A 20,628-nucleotide genomic window follows, 5' to 3' on the forward strand; every position below is an offset into this window, starting at 1 on the left:
GTTTTAGTCCCATAGTCTTGAAGTTAATAGTATTCTCGCTGTTTCCGTATATAGCAGCAATATGTATTTGCATATGTGATCTTGCAAAGGGAATGACGTCTTGGCTGACTACGGACAAGACTTTTTCCACACTTGATCAAATTAGGCAAATTATTTGTACGCTAAACATTGGGATTATCTAAATACATAAAAAGCAAAATTTATGAAATACGCAAAAAACAACTTTGTATCCTTCTTACTCCTGGTAATGGCGTTTTTACCAGGATCCGTTTTCGCCCAGGATAACAAGGAGCGCATTATGGGGGACAGCAAGAACGCAAAAGAAGCGTTTATAAAAACTGACCCCGGATTGAAAAAATGGTTTACAGATTCTTACGGCTACGTTATTTTCCCTAATGTAGGAAAAGGCGGAGTGATTGTGGGAGGTGCAGGAGGAAATGGCACTGTGTATGAAAAAGGACAAAGCATCGGCACCGCTAATATGGTTCAAGCAACAGTCGGCGCACAAGTAGGCGGTAAAGCTTACCGCGAAGTTATCTTTTTTGAAACCAAAGATGCGCTGGACCGTTTCCGGGAAAATAAATTTGAATTCAGCAGCCAGATCGCTGCGGTAGCGCTTAAGTCAGGTGTTTCGGCAAATGCAAAATATACTGAAGGAGTAGCGGTCTTTACTGAAGACAAGGGCGGCTTAATGGCAGAGGTTTCTGTAGGCGGGCAAAAGTTTACTTTTAAATCCTTATAAAATCGATAAAAAAGTATGATCAGGCTAACTGATGTGGAATAATCGTGCTGGATGTCAAACCATAAATTATTCCAAATAGAATGCTCGTTCCAGAAAACGAAAAACTCCCCAGCGTAACCTACCCTTTTGCTTATTGAACCGATCCGATCGAGCCCTTTTGCTGATTGATATAAGGTTCGTCAACCCACGCCACTTGCTTCCATGCTAGCGTGATGATTAATTGCAATAGGACTGACGTTCTTGAACTTTAAGTTTGAAATATGCATAAATATTGGGATAAGATCCAAAAACCATTTAAATTGTTAATATATCAGGTTATTTCAGATAATTGTTTGAAACCTGCAGGCCTTTTGGAGACGATGTCCGGAGAGTTTGCCGGCCACAACAATTGTGACGTTAGTTTTAAGAGATAGAATTTCAGGATGAACGCTGATTCCGGAAAATCTCAGTGGATTAGAATTGCAGTTAGGTATTTAATAAAACAGATATAATCACCAAAACTAAACCAAAGCTTTTATGAAAGCCAAATTCAAACTGCGATTACTTCTGCTTGTCTCGGTTCTTGCAGCAATTATTTTGACTCCATTAGCTTCGACTGCTCAAGAGAGAAAAGTGACAGGAAAAGTTACAGATGAAAATGGGAACGCCTTAAATGGCGCCAGTGTTGTTGTAAAAGGCTCCAACACCGGCACGAACACAGATGAGGCCGGTTCTTTTTCGATCCTGGTTTCCAACCCAAATGCTGTTTTGGTGATTTCTTTTTCCGGCTATACAACAATCGAAATCAGTGCAGCAAAACTTGAAGACGCTGTAAAATTAGTGCCTGATGAAAGGAAACGGGCTATGGAGGAGGTTGTAGTAATTGGCTATGGAACTCAGCGAAAAGCAGATTTAACCGGCGCTGTTGGATCCATTTCGAGAAAAGATTTCGCTAATAAGCCTTTTACCAGCCCAGATCAGATTTTGGCCGGCCGTATGGCAGGCGTTAATATCACAAATCGTAGCGGAGACCCGGGCGCTCCCATTGAAGTGCGCATACGTGGAATTGGTACGGCCGGGAATAACCAACCGCTTTGGGTTATTGATGGGGTACCTGTTGCAACAAATACAAGTACCATAACAGTGAACACAAACAGTGGAACGGAATCGAATCCTTTATCTGGTATTAACCCAAGCGATATTGAAAGCATTGACGTATTAAAAGATGCCTCCGCTACCGCGATATATGGTGCCCGTGCAAATAACGGGGTTATTCTGGTAACTACTAAACGGGGCAAAGCAGGTACCGCCCTGCTTACTTATGATGGATACGTTGGTATGCAGGCTGTGCCGAAGAACAAATTGTTCGACGTGCTGGATACTGAACAGTATATCAAATTTCAAGCAGAAGGAATGGGTAATGATTATTCAGCTTTTGCGGGAAACCCTACCGTTGATTGGCAGGATTTGGTGTATAAAACCGGCCTTGCAACCACTCATAACCTGTCTATATCCGGTGGAAATCAAAATGCCACTTATAGTTTTGGGGGAGGGTATTTTAAACAGGAGGGCATCCAGATAGCACAGGACTTCACCAGGTATTCTGCTAAAGCCACTACAGATGTAAAAATTGGAAAATACCTGAAATTCGGAGAGTCTCTTTTATTAAGTAGAACTGAAAGGCAGGTGCAGTCAGAGGAAACCTTAAATTCCGGATCTATTGCGACTACAAATGCTCCTTTTTTTCAGCCCTATACGGCAACAGGAGAATATAACCCATCAAGTACTGCTAATACGGGCGGCGCGGCTGCTCAAAACCTACTTTGGCAAAACGATCCCGAGGCCGGTTATACCAAATTGCAACATAATAAAATATTAGGAAACCTGTATGGAGAAGTCGAACCTATAAAAGGTCTGAAGTATAGAGCCAGCATAGGTCTTGACTACAACGAAGCAACAGGTATATTTTATCAGAATGCGATTGATTTTGCCGACAATGGCGCCCCAAGAACCTCGCTGGTAGTAAATGAGCAGCCAAAAGAATCAACGTTAACTTTGACGCATACGCTTAACTACGACAAAACTTTCGGCAAAAACAGACTCACTGCTTTAATCGGGTACGAGCAAACCAGTTATCTGCACCGTAGGTTAAGGGTACAAGCCAACGGCTTGTTTAACCCTTCTCTAGGCTTAGCAGGTGGAGCAGACGCTTTTGGATCTTCAGAAACTGCCGATCATTGGAATATCCAGGGTAAACTGGCCCGCTTGTTTTATTCATATGACGACCGATACTTGCTAACAGCTACAATAAGGCAGGATAAGTCATCCCGGTTTGCTAAAGAAAACAACACAGGCTATTTCCCATCCTTTTCCCTTGGATGGAGACTTAGCCAGGAGAAATTTATGAAAGATTCAAAGCTCTTCAACGATTTAAAAGTCAGGGCTGGGTGGGGTCAGTCTGGCAACCAGTTTACAGGCACTAATTTCTCCTATCTACCTGCGCTCAGCAGCTATGTTAAGTACGTAGTCGGCAGAGGAAACCAGGCCATCGTCACCGGTTATGCACCTGTATTGTTTGCTAACCCGGACTTAAAATGGGAAACAGCCATCCAGGCAAATATCGGCGTTGACTTTTCCATGCTTAATTACAAGCTAAGTGGCTCTATTGATTTTTTCAGCAGGACAACAAAGGATTTGTTGATAAGCATTCCAGTAGCGTTGACCACCGGGTTTTACCAGTTTGCTGATTTAAACTCAGGCACTTTAACCAACAAGGGGTTTGAGTTTACTGCAAATTATAGGGACAAAGTCGGCGACTTTGGCTACAATATCGGTGCTAATTTCACCCTCGTAAAAAATGAATTTACAAAGCTCCCTGAAGGCATTGATTATATTCAGCTCAACGATAAACGAATCTCAGTGGGCAGGCCACTAGGTTATTTTTTCGGGTATAAAACCGAAGGCATTTACCAGACTGATGCTGAAGTACCCACTACTGAAGGATACGTTGGCGCAGAAGCCGGAGATATAAGATTTGTAGATACTGATGGAGATAAAAAACTGACCGATGCGGATAGAACTTATTTAGGCAGCCCTATTCCTAAATTCTTTTATGGAGTCACTTTAGGTGCTGATTATCGGTTGTTTGATTTGTCGATTGTGTTCCAGGGGGTGGGTGACTATACGGTTTATGACGGTCCCCGTGCAGGTCTCGAAAGTATGACCGGGTCAAGCAATCAAAGTGTTGCTGTGTTAGAGCGGTGGACGCCCACTAATAAGAGCAATTCCATTCCCCGTGCCAATAGCGGATATAATACCAACACTGGATTTAATGATCGGTTTTTAGAAAATGCGGCCTTTCTCCGGGTAAAAAACCTGCAATTAGGTTACAACATAAAATCAATCAGCAGTGTAACTAATGGAGTTATTTCTTACGCCCGGTTTTATGTGGGTGTATCAAACCTTTTTACAATAACCAACTATAAAGGGTATGATCCGGAAGTTACCAGGCAACAAAGTTTTGCCGGTGGAGAAAACCAGTTTTTGAATGGGTATGATAACGGTAGTTCCCCGCAACCAAGAATGGTACAGTTAGGATGGCAAATTAACTTTTAAGGTGTACGAATTAACTACATGACCAAAAACACTATAATGAAAAAGTCATTTTATAAAAGGTTCCTACTGGTGATTTCTATTGCTATAGGAACCGCAGCGATTATTGAGTCCTGCAATAAACTCGATTTAACACCATTGGATAAAACAACCACCTCCACTTTCTTCACTAAAAAAGGGGATTTCGAGGGAGGTATCTATGCGGCCTACTCCTCCATGCAGGATCTATGGCAAGTTAACAGTGCAACCAGTTTTGGTGGACATAACGGGGCCGGCTCTTTTTGGGTAACAAGCATGATAGCAAGTGACGATGCTGAATTTAATACTTCTCAGAATAATACGGACGCTGAGGTAATAGACGTAGACGCGCTAAACTCAAGACCAAATAACCGGTTTATTTACACGGTATATGCCGAAACCTACGAAGGAATAAACAGGGCCAATATTTTGTTGGAGCAGGTTGATAATGGCAGAAACAATCTTACGGACGACGAGAAAAAGGCAGTTGTTGCAGAGGCAAAATTTATAAGAGGTTTCTTTCATTTTTTGGCGGCTCAAATGTGGAAAACAGCCCCGTTGGTAACGGAAACAGCTAAAAAGCTTCAGCAAACTTTTAAAAATAGCGACCCAACAGCACTTTTGCAGGCTAGTCTGGATGATTTCAAGGCAGCGGCGTTAGATTTACCAGCATCATGGGATGCCGCTAATACAGGCCGGGCTACCAAATGGACAGCACGGGCTTATGAAGGAAAAGTGAATGTTTGGATGGCAAAATGGAATGATGCCATAGTGGCTTTTGAAGATGTTGAAAAAAATGCCGGTTATCAGTTGTTACCCGACTATGACGATAACTTTGCTGTAACAAACGAAAACAGCAATGAATCTATATTTGAAGTACAGTTTGGCGGACCTTACTCCGACGATAACAGTTGGATACTGGACGATAACGGGAATGAAGACTTTAAATCTACCCAGGGCACATCTCGCCAATCGTTCTTTGTTGCACTTACAGATGCCGGGGCGAATCGCTGGTTTGTACCCACCAGGAAATTAAAAGCCTTGTTTGATGAAGAACCGGGCGACAAAAGACTCGATGTATCCTTGTACCATAAGGAGGGTGAAAATTATACCGTCTATGCAACAGGATCAAATACAATGATATCAGGCGTGTTTACAACGGCGCTCACTGGTACTACATCGCTTTCTCCTACAGGACTTGCCATAAAAAAATATCTAGGCAGCAAAAATGCTGACCCTGCCTATTATAGACAAGGTGTTAGCTTTAATAATGAACGCTTTTTCAGGTATTCGGAATTGTTGCTATTGCATGCTGAGGCCCTGTTAAGTGGCGGTACACCTAAAGGCGGAAGTATTTATCAAACTGCCAATGCTTGTGTAAACGCAACAAGGCAAAGGGCTGGTTTGACTGCCTTGGCAGGAGTTACTCTGGCCCAGCTGCAAAAAGAAAAACAAAAAGAACTTTGTTTTGAGCCAGCCAGGTATTTTGATATGATCCGCTGGAATATCGGAGGTGCTAAACCATTCCCATTCCCCCAGGATGAAATTGACAGGAACCACGGCGGCCTGATACAAAATCCGTAACAGCGCGAATACCCGCCACTACACTTATAGTTCATTTTCAATAGCAAGCAACAGCCAGTTATCGATCTGCCTGTTGCTTTTAGTTTGCTCAACAGGTCATTCTTTTTTAGGATGACAATATAGTATTAATGTCAAAGGGTACACATGGTTGATGCCATTGGCAAATCAAAAATGCTTATGTGTTTAAGAATTAAGATAGTGGGTTTGATTATAATACTTTTTTCTGTTTCAGCCTGTAAAAAACACAATACAGTTTTCCGGGAAGTAAATCCATCTGAAAGTGGCGTGGACTTTAATAATAAACTTGCCTACTCCGATTCCCTTACTGTGTTGGATTTTGAATACATGTTCAATGGTGCCGGTGTTGCGTTATATGATGTTAATAATGACGGGCTGCAGGATATTTTATTTACCGGCAATATGGTACCCGCAAGGCTTTATCTCAACAAAGGCAATTTAAAGTTTGAAGATATTACTGAAAAAAGCGGAATAAAAACGGAAGGCTGGTGTTATGGTATAGCTGTAGTAGATATTAACCAGGATGGTTACCAGGATTTTTATATTTGTAAATCAGGAAATAAAAACACTCCGGCTTCACAAAGGCATAACTACTTCTTCATCAACAATGGCAACAACACATTTACAGAATCCGCAGCAAAAATGGCACTTGATGATGATGGCTACGATGTGCAAGCTGCCTTTTTCGATTATGATAAAGATGGAGACTTAGATATGTATCTTCTGCGTAATTCCTTTGTAAGGTACAATCGAAATAATGCCCGGGAAATGAAGTCTAAAATCGAAACATCGTCAACCACTGACAAACTTTTCCGTAATGATGGTAATTTGCAATTTACGGATGTCTCGGAAGGAGCTGGTATTACAATAGAGGGCTTTGGATTAGGGTTGGCCGTTTGCGACATAAATAAAGATAACTGGCCTGATGTATACGTGTCGAACGATTTTCTTACCAACGATTTGGTTTGGATAAATAATCATGACGGCACATTCACTAATAAAGCCCAACAATATTTTCGGCATCAAACTTACAATGCAATGGGGAATGATGTGGCAGATTTTAATAATGATGGCAATGACGATATTGTAACGGTCGATATGCTTCCCCCGGACAACAAAAGATGGAAACTTACGGCTGCGGGTAACCGCTACGACGAATTTAATAATTCAGTGAATCTTGGTTATACACCGCAATATGTCCGGAATACGTTGCAGTTGAATAATGGCGACGGATCCTTTAGCGAAATTGCACAGGTATCGGGTATCAATGCTACTGAATGGAGCTGGGCCCCTTTGTTCGCTGATTTTGATAATGATGGCTGGAAAGATCTTTTTGTTGCAAACGGTTATAAATCTGATATAACCAATCTTGATTTTATCATGTATGGTAAACGGGCTTTGTTTATGGGCACTCCCGAGGCCAACCGGAAAGAAAGATTAAAGATGCTGCAAAGTTATCCCGGCGTCCATGTACACAATTATATTTTTAAGAATAATCATGACCTTTCTTTTTCTGATGTTTCAAAAAATTGGGGTTTGGACAAACCGTCTTATTCCAACGGCGCTGCCTACGGCGATCTCGACAATGATGGCGACCTTGACCTTATCATAAATAATATTGATGAGCCAGCGGCTGTATACGAAAATCAAACCAATAAACTGAATCCATCAGCAAATTGGATGGAAATAAAATTCAAAGGGCCGAAAGGTAACCGTGACGGACTGGAAACTAAAGTATGGTTATGGCAGAATGGAATAATGCAGTATGGTTATTGTGCACCGGTAAGAGGATATTTGTCAAGCGTACCGGCAATGGTTCATTTTGGATTAACAGATATGGCCATTGACAGCATCAAGGTTTTATGGCCTGATGGTAAAACAGAACTTGTAACTAAGCCATCGCCAAACCAAAAGCTGGTGCTCGATTATAAAAATGCAATATCGGCTGAAGCACAAGTTGGTGGTGTTACAAAACCATCACTGCTGTCAGAGGTTGATTCTTCTTTGGGATTAAATTACGTGCACAAGGAAGACGATTACATTGATTTTAAGGCACAGCCAATTCTGCAGCACACGTGCTCACATGATGGGCCTGGGCTTGCAGCAGGCGATATTAACGGGGATGGTTTGGATGATCTCTTCATAGGTGCAGCAGCAGGTTTGGATGGTGCTGTTTTCATTCAGCTAAAGAGTGGAAAATTTTTACAGCGATCTCTTCCTCACGACAATCATGCGGATGATATGGGCGCTATATTTTTTGATGCAGATAAAGATGGCGATTTGGATTTGTATGTAGTTAGCGGGGGCACTACAGCTGAGAAAAAGGGTAACGCAATTTACCAGGACAGACTTTATTTAAATGATGGAAAAGGAAATTTTTCCTTGTCTGTGAATGTACTCCCTGCTATGAATAACAGTGGTGCAAGTGTTACTGCTGCTGATTATGATAAAGATGGCGACCTTGATATATTTATTTGCGGCCGGGTAAGCCCCGGTGAATATCCAATTTCGCCAAAAAGCTTTTTATTGAGAAATGATGTTTCAAATAGTACTGCAAAGTTTACAGATGTAAGTGCAGCTGAGTTACCACAACAGGGAAACATGGGAATGGTGACTGCGGCATTGTGGACAGATTTTGATAATGATGGCTGGATTGATTTGGTTGTCGCAGGAGAATTTATGCCGATCAGTTTCATCAAAAATGAAAAAGGCAAACTTATAAAGAACTCCACTCTTACCATAAACAACTCACATGGCTGGTGGAACAGTTTGGTTGCGGGCGATTTTGATAATGATGGTGATATGGATTTTATTGCCGGAAACTTAGGTTTGAATAACTGGCTTAAAGCAAGTGTTGCAGAACCGGTTAATGTATATGCAAAAGATTATGACAAAAACGGAAGAATTGACCCCATTCTTTGCCATTACAGTGATGGAACTGAATACATCGTTCATGCAAGGGACGATATCAATTTACAAATGACGGCAATGAAAGGAAGGTTTACCGATTATACAACCTGGGCAGAAGTAAGTTTCAAAAATGCTTTTTTAAAAGATGAGATTGCAGATGCCTTGGTATTGAAGTGCCAGACATTTTCCAGTACATATATCGAAAACAAAGGAGCGGGAAAATTCGAAATACATGCATTGCCTATAGAAGCACAATTGTCGCCAATCTATGGAATGCTTTGTACTGACATTGATAATGATGGCAACCTTGATGTGGTCTGTGTAGGAAACTCTTACTCCCCTGAAGTGCAGGCGGGCCGTAATGATGCGCAAGGTATGCTGATATTGAAAGGGAACGGCAAAGGCAGTTTTGTTGCAGACAGGACTGAATTCAACACCGCCACTGATAACAAAGCTATCAGCTGTATTCAGTCTGCTGATGGAAGCAGGTTGTTGCTTGTAAGCAGTAACTCAGGATCTCTAAAAAGCTATCGTGTTAACGGGCAAACGAGGCAAATTCCACTAAATGATGCAGATGTGTATGCTGTCATCACCAATAAAAATGATAAAACGTATAAAGAGGAATTTCACTTTGGAAATTCTTATTTATCACAGAGCAGCAGAAGGCTGAATGTTGCAGTAGGAACAAAGTCGGTAATGATTTACGATAACAAAGGAAATAAACGGGAAGTGAAATTATGATGTGTATCCGTTACAAAGTATTACTGTTCCTGATTGTCACAGGGTCCGTTTCCTGTTCGCACAAAAAAACGTTGTTCGAATCATTGCCTTCTTCACAAACCGGAATAGATTTTGTCAACAAAGTGGAAGAGAACGAAAAGTACAATGTACTTGACTACATGAATATTTATACCGGTGCTGGTGTTGCAGCAGGTGATGTAAACAATGATGGTTTGGTAGATTTATATTTCAGTGGCAATAAAAATTCCGGCAGATTGTACTTGAATAAGGGCAATTTTGAATTTGAAGATGTAACAGAAAAAGCTGCTTTAATAACAAACCGATGGTGTACGGGGGTTTCAATGGTGGACATCAACCAGGATGGCTGGCTGGATATTTATGTCAATGTAGCTGGCAGTCCCAAGTTTGGCAACACCGCAAATTTGCTCTACATCAATAACAAAAACGGAACTTTTACCGAAGAGGCGGCAAAATTTGGAATTGCCGATACAAGGTTAACGATGAATGCCTCTTTCTTTGATTATGATAAAGATGGCGACCTCGATTTATTTCTAATTACCAATCCTGCCGATGACAGGGTAAGTAATGTAAACACCGTCACTGAAATTCAACAGAACGGCGAATCTCCGGGCACAGATATTTTGTATCGCAACAATGGCAATCAAACATTTACAGATGTATCCAAAGAAGCAGGCATCTTACAGGAAGGATATAGTCTGGGCGCTGCCATCAGCGATGTAAACAACGATGGATGGCCCGATATATATGTGTCCAATGATTTTTTGACGAGTGATATTTTGTACATCAACAATGGCAACGGAACATTCAGCGATAAAATACACGAATGTTTAAAGCATACCAGCTTTGCTTCAATGGGTAACGATGTGGCTGATTTTAATAATGACGGCCTCCCTGATATTTATACACTTGACATGTTGCCCGAAGATAATTACAGGAAGAAAATGATTATTCCGGCCGCCGGTTATGATAAATTTCAGTTGTTGCTGCAAAAAGGATACGAACCACAATACACCCGTAATGCCTTGCAATTAAATAACGGAGACGGGACATTCAGCGACATTGCTTTTCTTTCACACGTTAGCAGTACCGATTGGAGTTGGGCAACTTTATTTGCAGATTATGATAATGATGGCGACAAAGATCTAATGGTTACAAATGGATTTTACCGTGACCTCGGCGACCAGGATTATATTCATTACCAGGCAAAGCTAAATAACCCCATGGGTAGTCAATCTGCAAAGAGAGCAGAAAAATTGAAGGCTGTAAAAGCATTGCCAAATGTCCCTTTGCAGGATTATTTATTTGAAAATAACAATGACCTCACATTCACCAAACGCTCCACCGATTGGGGATTTAATGAACCGGGTTTTTCCAATGGCGCCTGTTATGCCGATTTGGATAACGATGGAGACGTTGAATTGATCATCAATGTGTTTAACAGCAAAGCCAAAGTTTTTAAAAATAATGCAAATGAGTTATTGAAGAATAACTATCTCTCCATAAAATTAAAGGGCAGGCAACCGAATACAGATGCAATTGGTTCGAAGGTATACGTATTTACAAAAGGACAGATGCAAATGCAGGAATTAAATCCTTATCGTGGATATGAATCATCCATGGAGCCCGTATTGCATTTTGGTATCGGAAAAAATACGGTCGCAGACAGCATAAAAATTATCTGGCCTGACAGGGCACAGCAGAAAGAAATTAATGTAAAAGCAAACCAGGTTGTAAATATTGCATATACAGCTACAACCAGGATGGACGATACTATTAAAAAAAATAATTCTTCTCCCCTATTCACAAATATTGCCGGGAAGAACCGATTAAATTATCACCATACCGAAAATGAATTTGTCGATTTTAAAATCCAGCCGCTGTTGCCGCACATGCATTCGAGGAACGGCCCCGGGATCGCAACAGGTGATATAAACGGTGATGGCAAAGAAGATTTCTATATAGGCGCTGCTTCAGGAAATTACGGAAGCTTCTTTATTCAAAACAATAGTGGGAATTTTTCTGAAAGGAAATTGAAGAAAGATACTTTGTATGAAGACATGGGCGTGTTATTGTTTGATGCAGATAATGATAACGACGTTGATTTGTATGTGGTAAGTGGTGGCTCAGAAAACACAGAGGGTACTGTTATGCAACAGGACCGGTTGTATTTTAATGATGGCAAAGGGAATTTTGCCTATAAGCCGGATGCATTGCCAGAATCAAAAGCAAGTGGTTCTTGTGTAGTGGCCTGTGATTATGATAAAGATGGAGATCTGGATTTATTTATCGGTGGAAGGGTGGTTCCAGGTAGTTATCCGCTGGCAGCGAAAAGCTATTTATTAAAAAATGATGCGGGCAAATTTTCGGATGCATCTGCAACCGAATTACCCGGGCAGGGGAAAATAGGAATGGTTACTTCTGCACTTTGGTCAGATTATGATAACGATGGCTGGGTTGACTTAATGCTGGTGGGAGAATTCATGCCCATTACATTTATAAAAAATGAAAAGGGAAAACTGGCAGTCAACTCGTCAACCAGAATTGACCATTCACAGGGCTGGTGGAACAGTATTGCTGCCGCTGATTTTGATGAAGACGGCGATATAGATTATATAATCGGAAATCTGGGATTAAATACGCGGCATAGAGCAAGTACAAACGAACCACTTTGTATTTATGCAAAAGATTTCGATAAAAACGGAAGGCTTGACCCGGTTATGTGTTACTATGTGGATGGCAAAAATTATATCTATCACACCCGGGATGAAATGATAAAGCAAGTCGCGGCTATGAGGGGGCGATTCCAATCGTACAAAGATTTCGCATCCGTTACTATTGAAGAGTCATTCACCACGGAGGAACTAAGCGATGCATTGATTGTCAAAAGCGAATGTTTTGAAAGCAGTTATTTAGAAAACAAAGGAAACGGGAAATTTGAAAGAAAGGCCTTGCCGCTTGAATGCCAGTTTGCTCCAATATTTGGTATGCTGACAGGAGACTATAATAATGATGGGCATACAGATGTATTGATAACGGGCAACTCTTATTCCACCGAAGTGTCAACAGGTGCTTACGATGCAATGTCGGGGATATTGCTTACAGGCAACGGTAAAGGAAACTTTAAACCCATTGGCTCAGGCACAAGCGGGTTTAAAGCAGATGGTGACAGCAAAGGAATTGCTGCATTACCAATATCAGCCAATAGTGCCGTCATTCTATCAGCAAATAACAATGGTGATTTGAAAACTTATGCGTTTGCAGCCAACAGCGTGTCTTTTGTCGCACCAGGTAAAGATGATCAATACGTCATTGTTCAGAAAAAGGATGGAAAGACATACAGGCAGGAGTTTTACTGGGGCAATACATATTTATCGAATTCATCGCGGGTATTCAGTTACAACAGCTCATTGGTATCGTCTGTTGTTTTTTATGATAACAGGGGAAATAAGAAACAAGTAGCTACAAACCCAAAATAAACAGAGAAATGAAAAAGATTGCAGGTTTACTAATGATAATAATTTTTGTTTCTTCCTGCAAACAAAAATCAAACAATGCAGGCATTGAACAATTTTGTAAAAATCAACTCCCTGAATGGAATAGAAAACTTACTTATGTTATAATGACGGACATTTTCTCTCCGCCGGTATGCAGCCGCATTTATGCTTACACCAATATTGCGGCATATGAAGCTTTACTTCCTGCGAACCCGGGTTATAAATCTTATGCAGGAAAATTAAACGGCTTGAAGGCCTTGCCGAACCCTGATAAGAATAAAGAATATTGTTACCCGGTGTCAAGCATTATTGCATTTATGACCGTTGGGCAGAAGCTTGTGTTTAACGGTAATGCATTGAAAGAACGGGAAAAGGAATACCTGCAACAGTTAGACAGCATTGGTATCAGCAAAGAACTATTAGATAGTTCAGTTTCTTACGGCCGTGCTGTAGGCCAGCATATACTTGCCTGGGCAAGTAAGGATGGTTATCTTCAACGAACATCTTACGGAGGCTATATTGTAAGCCAGCAGCCGGGAAGATGGATCCCTACGCAACCCGATTATATGGATGCAGTTGAAAATAACTGGAGCAGAGTAAGGCCATTGGTAATGGATTCCGCTTCACAATTCAGGCCGGATGCACCCATTCCTTATGATACTGCGAAAGGCTCTGCGTTTTATAAAGAAGCTTACGGCGTATATATTGCGATTGTAAAACCAAATGCCGGTGATTCAGCTACTGCGTGGTATTGGGACGATAACCCAAACACCTCTGTTACGGATGGCCACATTACATACTTTCTCCAAAAAAATTCACCACCGGGCCATTGGGTGCATATTGCCGGCGCGGTTGCTGAGAAAGAAAATTATAACGCGATAAAAACAGCTTCGCTAATTTCAAAGACGGCCATTGCATTATTTGATGCTTTCATTTCCTGCTGGGAAGCCAAATACCAATACAACTATGTAAGGCCTGAAACTTTTATTAACAAACATATTGATAAAGACTGGCAGCCATTGATTCAAACTCCGCCATTTCCAGAGTACCCAGGTGGACACAGCACTGCATCTGCAAGTGCCGCTGAGGTGCTAACAAAAATAGTGGGCGATAATTATTCTTTTCTTGATTCAACAGAAGTGCCTTATGGAAGACCCATCAGAAAATTCAATTCCTTTTATGAAGCATCCGACCAGGCAAGCATAAGCAGGCTGTATGGCGGAATACATTTTTTAAATTCATTGAATACAGGTAAGGCCATGGGCAAAGCGACCGGCAATTTAGTAATAGCAAAACTAAAGTAATCCGTTTATTCAACTTTTTGAAAATAGGGCAACCGGTCCAATGGAACCTGAATCGATATTTTTACAGGTCCTTTTATTACCTTTCCGTCAGCTGATGTACTTCGCATGATCCGCGATAACCAGCGGCTGAACAGGTCATGCTTTCGCTTTTGTCGTTCCTCCCTTCTCCAGCGTTATATCAATTGGCTTATTCGTTTTCCATGAACCATTCGTAAAATCAGGTACATCAACTGAAGTGGCACGACTTGCTACAGACTTTTCACTTAAGGGTGCGACGGCACTCCAGAGAGCAGCGTCATACACATCCTGGTCCAGCGGCAATCCATTGCGGAGACAATCTATCGTGCGCCAATCCATTAAAAAATCCATGCCCCCGTGGCCGCCAACTTCTTTTGCGAGTTCGCCAATCTTTTTTACAATGGCGGGCTCATATTGCTTTTCAAGTACTTTCATTTGTTCTTCCGATACCCAATTTTCTCCATCGGGAGTAGAGATTCTGGCTGGATCCGGGTATTTTAATGCAGAACCTTTTGTGCCGCTGACCTTGTGAATTCTTGAATAAATGTTGGGAGAACTAACATCATGCTGTATCATTATCGTGCGGCCTTTATTTGTATGGATAACGGTTGTATTCATATTGCCCCGATACTTATGGTTTGTGAATGGCTTGAAAAAAATATCTTTTGCTGCAAGCTCTCCGGCCTTCTTTTCCATCGAAAAATCTTTGCCCGACAAAGACACCAGGTAATCCATTTTATCGCCCCTGTTAATATCCATTAGCTGGCATATTGGACCCAAACCATGTGTAGGATACAGATTTCCATTCCGCGTCATATTTTCTTTTAAACGCCACATATCATAGTAACCTGACTTCTTAAAATTTAGCCCCAGCAGGTTATGAATATAAGCGCCTTCACCATGTACAATTTCGCCGAAGTATCCCTGTCTTGCCATGTTTAATGTAAGCAGTTCAAAAAAATCATAGCAGCAGTTTTCCAGCATCATACAGTGCTTCCGTGTACGCTCTGATGTCTCCACCAGCTTCCAGCATTCTTCCACCGTAACCGCCGCCGGAACCTCTATACATACATGTTTACCATGCTCCATTGCATATACGGCCATAGGTGTATGCAGATCCCAGGGTGTGGCAATGAACACTAAATCAATATTTTTATCATCACATACCTTTTTCCAGGCATCTTTACTGCCTGAATAGATAGCAGGATTATGAGCAGTGCCGGCCAGTACTTTTTTTGCAGACAGCACACTTTCATTCCTGATATCACATAGTGCTTTGATTTCAACACCTTCTAATTTTGAAGTATTGCTCAAGTGCTCAGGGCCACGCTGACCAAGGCCGATAAAACCTATCCGAACAGTATCTAATTTCGGTGCAGCATAGCCGCTCATGTTAAACAATTGTTTTCCAAGACCTGTATTCCCGGATGTCAATAGATCATTGCCCTGCGGCACTGAGCCAAATCCCCTGAATATTCCGCCGCCTGCTACGCTAAAACCTGAAAGGCCAGCCATCTTTAAAAAAAGCCTTCGATTATTTTTCATTGTTTGTAAGACTTATATATGATAAAATTGTTATTATGCTGAAATTTCTGTTACACTGAAATAGTTATTATACTGAAATTTCTGTTTCACTGAATTTTTACTATGCTGAAGTTTTTTTCTTGAAAGTACTAATGCCCGGGAACCATTTTTCTGCATTGGTACGATATATCTTATCAACAACTTCTTTTGGCAGCTTTAAACCTTTAAATTTCTCAGTAAAATCAGGCACTGTCATTTCTTCATCGGTTACAAAGAATTTCCAGTCACTTATTCTAACATCATGCGCTTCTTTATTGACTGCCTCAAAATTTGATTTTGGATATACACCATGATCAGTAGCATAGACGAACCTGTCCTGATATTTGATCATAAAGTCGTGTACCTTCTGCCAGTTTTTAACAGACTGAACCTGCAGGTGAGGAATTCTTGCAGCCATATCAACTGCCATGTTGGGGAACTGATCAAGGCGTTTGGCAAGCTCATCGACATTCCATTCGAGGCTTCCTAAATGAGCACCAACAAACCTAAGGTTCGGATGTTTTTTAAGCATATTGTCCCGTGCATTAATCTGATCCTCATAGGAGGGATTTTCTTTGTGCAGGAACTGGTGGTATTGTGGATGCTCCGTAAAATATTGTTTGTCGCCTTTGATCGTCATGCTGTCTGTCGCCAGCCAGGCGTTGCGTGGTTCACCCAAATGACCGAGTACCGTAATATTTTTTCTTTCAATAAAATTCAATACCGAGTCGAACCTTGAATCATCAATCATCACCCATTTGCCATTTTCGTCTTTCAATTCCATCCCGATATTTTTCCAGATTTTCACAGCGATCGCTCCGTGGTCAAAAGACTCTTTTAGATAAGCTATTGTTTGAGGAAGCCATTTTTCGGAGCCCCAGTTGTTTAAATTGAATGTGGTTGCAAAGTGTAACCTGTCAGGGAATTCCTTTACAAGCTTCAGAGCCACCGCCTGCTGCTCCTCAACCGCCATACCGGAATTTACATTCACGGTTAGCAGCCGGAAGTTATCTTTTTTTGCCTGGTTAACAAATGTTGAATCAAGCACATTGATATGAACATGTGTATCGTATTTTTCTACTTTGTCAAAGTCTGCTGCTGTATAAAAATCCGACTTTGGTGAGGCAATAGTTTCACTGGTAGTATCTTTTTTAGGAGTTGTGTTACAATTTTGAAATAACGAACATACAGTATACAAAACTAAAAGTATTATGCTCCGATTAATTTTCATGACAAGATTATTTATATTAAACAAAAGAGTTGCTGAACGTTTTTAATGAATGGTAAATGTCTCTGTATCAAAAGAATCCTAAATTCGTATAAATATTTTTTTCTTAAACATCCAGTTTAAGATCAGCCACAGCAGCAATAAAGTAAATGCACCACTAACCAACGGAGCGTAGGGTGCTCCGAACAGTTTATCAAAATTTTGCCCCAGGTGAATATAAAGCGACCTATGAAGTAATGATCTTAATCCTCCATCGGCAAATACATAGGCTGCAATGGAATTGGCGCCGATCACCATCAAAAAGTAAGACCATTTCTTTTTCCCGGCTACATCAACCAATCCATAAAAAAATGCAAGGAACAGGAAACAGATCCCGCCGCTAAAAATTGTCCAGGCTGGCGTCCAGATACGTTTCACTATGGGATTGATACCCGTTATATGCAACAGTACGCCTGCAACAACAAGACACAAACCGGTAATGATAAAAAGTCTTACTTTTTCTTTTTTGACTTTGGCTGAGGTCAATATATTGCCCGCAAACAAGCCAAGGATCATGGTACCAAGGGTTGGTATAAAGCTCAGCGTAGAATAGCCTCCCCCGTTATTGGTGAAAGGGGATTCTCTCGGAAAGAGATTTAAGAACCATTTATCAAATGCCCATGCCAGGTTGGTGTTTTTATTCCAGTGCGCCGCAAAGCCATGAAGGTTGTGTTCCCAATTGGCCGCAACGCCCGCAGTGGCATAATCGAAAGAGCTATCAGGTAAAGGATATAGTGCAAAGGCCAGCCAGTAGCCAACTAAAATAACAATGAGCGCTATGATTTGTGTGCGTTGGGAAGAAAATCCTAAGAGCACTAAAAATGTATAGCCCAAACCAATTTGACTGAGCGTATCTTCAAACGTAAAATAAGTTTGGTCGGAATCCATTGAGCGTAAAAAGATCCCGAGGCAGATCAATATGATAGAACGTTTAACAGTATGGAGCATCAGGCTTTTAAAAGATGCGCCTTTGCTTTTTCTGCTGGCAATCGAATATGGCAATACCACTCCTACTAAAAAGGTAAAGGAAGGCTGAATCATGTCATGCAATGAAAGCCAGGTCCATTCTACATGGCCTTGATGAAACGATAAAAAACGCCAGAAACTGCTATCTGGCAAAGACTGAGACACCCTGGAAAAATTCAATACCTCGGCCATCATCAGTAACATTACAAAGCCGCGGTAAACGTCCACAGATTCCACCCTGTTTATGGATGAGTTAATTGGCAGCGATTCTTTGCGAGACCCGGTTTGTGCCGCAACATCAGTTACTTTTCCCATAAGTTAAATATCTCCCTTTTTATTTAGAACTATTCAGTTGGCAGGTTTTAAGGATACAGAGTACTGTCCATATTTATTATTTTGCCTGGTCGCCTTATCTCCATGATCGGTATAACTTGCTGTTAAAACCATCATCATATTACCGGAGCCGGCAAGAGGCTTTTCAGCTGCTTTGAATGCGCCCTCGATTCCCGGATACAACGTAGAATTGCTGTTACCTCCGTTATTGAGAATCCACTTCACCATTTGTCTCGCGTCGCTTACCTCAATCGCTTTATGTGCAGGCATCGCGGTATTTCCCCAGGTGCCGGTACTTCCGTTAGTAATATTTTTTGCAAGCCGTTCAATCAAATTGTCGTTCATCAGGTATCGTTTTGCAATCAATTCAAACGATGGCCCTATCAATTTACTTTTAGATGCATGACAGGAAAAGCAATCTGATCGTCTTATCATCGTTAATCCGTTATCTTCTTTGGCGTTTCTTTTTTTGTCTGCGTAGATTTTTGCACTCGCAGCATCCGGCAGGTAGCACACTTCCAGTAAAACCTCTTTCGGATCTATTTCATCATATTCAGATTCGCCGTCTTCCTTATCTTTTATCGCAATTTTATATTGAATAATTGTATTCCAAAGAAACCGGTCACTATCTGATGGCTTAACAATCACTACTTCCGGCGCAGTATTTTCCAGCTTTCTGTTAGCTGGTACAAATGATAATATTAAACAACAATTAAGGACGATACAACCCATTGTAAAAAATAATTTGCACTTTATCATTCTCATATCGGCAATTAAATAGTCAAGCCTTGTCTATGTCGTTTGCGACCCTGTTTGCGGACCTGGTGGCCGCCTCCGTACCCCAGTTAAGATTATCTGCATAAGCTCCCGCAAAATGAATACGTCCCTCCGGCTTCATAACATGTGGCCAGAATTTTTTTAACTGCCCTATAGGAAATGGCTGCCTTTCGCAGGTGGGAGAAAATGCTTCTTTCGTCCAGTCTCTGCCAATGGCCAGTTCGATGGTATCTTTTTTTCCCGGATACACTTCTCTGAACGCGGCGAGGGCTCTTTGTGGAGATACACCACCAGGGCCTGTTCCAAGTACGATTACCCTATGTGTATCCACTTCATCGGCAGAATGCCACACATCTCCCAAATCCGGATGTTCCAGAAACAGATTGATATTGGGTAAGCCATCATCCAGCCAAAATTTTGAACTTGCCTGGAACACAAACCGGGAGTACGAATCGTATGTGAGGTTATCGCAAACATATTGCTTTTCAGCACTCATCACAGGTTGTATAGCAATATTGCGAAAAGCAGGAAGCGGAATACAGTTAACAAAGTAATCAGCTGACAGCTGTTTTTCTTCGTTATGATTTTTATAAGTAACCGTTACTCCGGTATCACTATTTTTTATCGAAGTGATGGGGCTGCTGAGCCATACCCTGGTTCCCAGCTTTTTCGCAAAGGCGTTAGGCAACATTTGATTGCCCCCTTTTAGCCTGTATATTTCTGTCGGGAAAACCGGTACGCCGCGAAGTCTCAGGATTGCTGCATACCATAATTTAAATAAGGTAGATTCGCCCTGCCCGCCGAGGAATTCCTGTGCCGCTTTGGATGCTCCTTCTTTTTTAAAAAAATCTGAGGCCGGAGTTTTGTCTAAATCGTCATAACCAATATTAAAGGGCTGATATTCGTCTTTAAATTTTTCAAGGTAAGGACCGGTATACAATGTTTCCAGTTCTCCCCAGGGATTGTCAGACAGGTATTTTACTTCCCGTTCGTTAAAGCCAAACTTTTTAAGTACTGCGGGATCTTTCAACATTTCTTCTGTATAAAATTTCCCGCTAATTCTTCTTTGTATGCCTTTGCGTCGTGGATAAGGAATTGTTTCCAGTCCTAGTTCCTTTTCATATTCAAAATAAAGTTTGTAGCCGGGCTTTACGATGTGCTCCTGTCCGAAATCACCATACAAGCCATCTGATAAACCATCATGAACTGTAAATATATGTCCGCCATGCCTGCCTGATGCTTCCAATACTGTTACATCGTGCCCCTTTTTCATCAATTCAT

At 41.3% G+C, this 20,628-nt stretch carries 11 protein-coding genes; 6 read left to right on the plus strand and 5 right to left on the minus strand.

Annotated features, from left to right (window positions below; all coding sequences use genetic code 11):
* Positions 1-202: 202 nt before the first annotated feature.
* The 6 genes from VK664_RS07595 (at position 203) to VK664_RS07620 (ending at position 14,423) form a co-directional block, all read left to right on the plus strand.
* Entirely contained in the window at positions 203-742 is a 540-nt protein-coding gene (locus VK664_RS07595; protein WP_461398031.1) for a lipid-binding SYLF domain-containing protein, read from the plus strand.
* Between the two features lie 516 nt (positions 743-1,258).
* Positions 1,259-4,336 (plus strand): SusC/RagA family TonB-linked outer membrane protein, encoded by a 3,078-nt coding sequence (locus VK664_RS07600; protein WP_461398032.1) that lies wholly within the window; start codon positions 1,259-1,261, stop codon positions 4,334-4,336.
* Positions 4,337-4,372: 36 nt separating this feature from the next.
* The gene (locus tag VK664_RS07605; protein WP_461398033.1) at positions 4,373-5,935 is read left to right on the plus strand and encodes a RagB/SusD family nutrient uptake outer membrane protein; all 1,563 of its coding nucleotides are present in this window, start codon (positions 4,373-4,375) and stop codon (positions 5,933-5,935) included.
* Between the two features lie 177 nt (positions 5,936-6,112).
* The gene (locus VK664_RS07610; RefSeq protein ID WP_461398034.1) at positions 6,113-9,604 is read left to right on the plus strand and encodes a VCBS repeat-containing protein; all 3,492 of its coding nucleotides are present in this window, start codon (positions 6,113-6,115) and stop codon (positions 9,602-9,604) included.
* Positions 9,601-13,101, plus strand: coding sequence for a VCBS repeat-containing protein (locus VK664_RS07615; protein WP_461398035.1), 3,501 nt, complete (start codon positions 9,601-9,603; stop codon positions 13,099-13,101). Before VK664_RS07610 ends, VK664_RS07615 begins: the two co-directional genes overlap by 4 nt.
* Positions 13,102-13,109: 8 nt before the next feature.
* Complete coding sequence (locus VK664_RS07620) at positions 13,110-14,423, plus strand: vanadium-dependent haloperoxidase (protein WP_461398036.1); 1,314 nt, start codon at positions 13,110-13,112, stop codon at positions 14,421-14,423.
* 135 nt (positions 14,424-14,558) lie between these two features.
* Here VK664_RS07620 and VK664_RS07625 read toward each other — a convergent pair whose 3' ends face one another.
* The 5 genes from VK664_RS07625 to VK664_RS07645 form a co-directional block, all read right to left on the minus strand.
* Entirely contained in the window at positions 14,559-15,986 is a 1,428-nt protein-coding gene (locus tag VK664_RS07625) for a Gfo/Idh/MocA family protein (RefSeq protein ID WP_461398037.1), read from the minus strand.
* Positions 15,987-16,086: 100 nt separating this feature from the next.
* Positions 16,087-17,235 (minus strand): amidohydrolase family protein, encoded by a 1,149-nt coding sequence (locus tag VK664_RS07630; protein WP_461398038.1) that lies wholly within the window; start codon positions 17,233-17,235, stop codon positions 16,087-16,089.
* Positions 17,236-17,313: 78 nt separating this feature from the next.
* Positions 17,314-18,552 carry an acyltransferase family protein gene (locus VK664_RS07635; protein ID WP_461398039.1) on the minus strand — a complete coding sequence of 413 codons (1,239 nt, stop codon included), beginning with the start codon at positions 18,550-18,552 and terminating at the stop codon, positions 17,314-17,316.
* A 33-nt stretch (positions 18,553-18,585) separates the two neighbouring features.
* A complete protein-coding gene (locus tag VK664_RS07640; protein WP_461398040.1) occupies positions 18,586-19,302 on the minus strand; it encodes a c-type cytochrome in 717 nt (238 codons plus the stop codon).
* A gap of 49 nt (positions 19,303-19,351) precedes the next feature.
* On the minus strand, positions 19,352-20,628 hold a 1,277-nt coding region (locus tag VK664_RS07645; protein WP_461398041.1), incomplete at its 5' end, for a flavin monoamine oxidase family protein.

Origin of the sequence: Flavitalea sp., from assembly GCF_035489435.1 — a bacterium.
GTDB lineage: Bacteria > Bacteroidota > Bacteroidia > Chitinophagales > Chitinophagaceae > DATHKG01.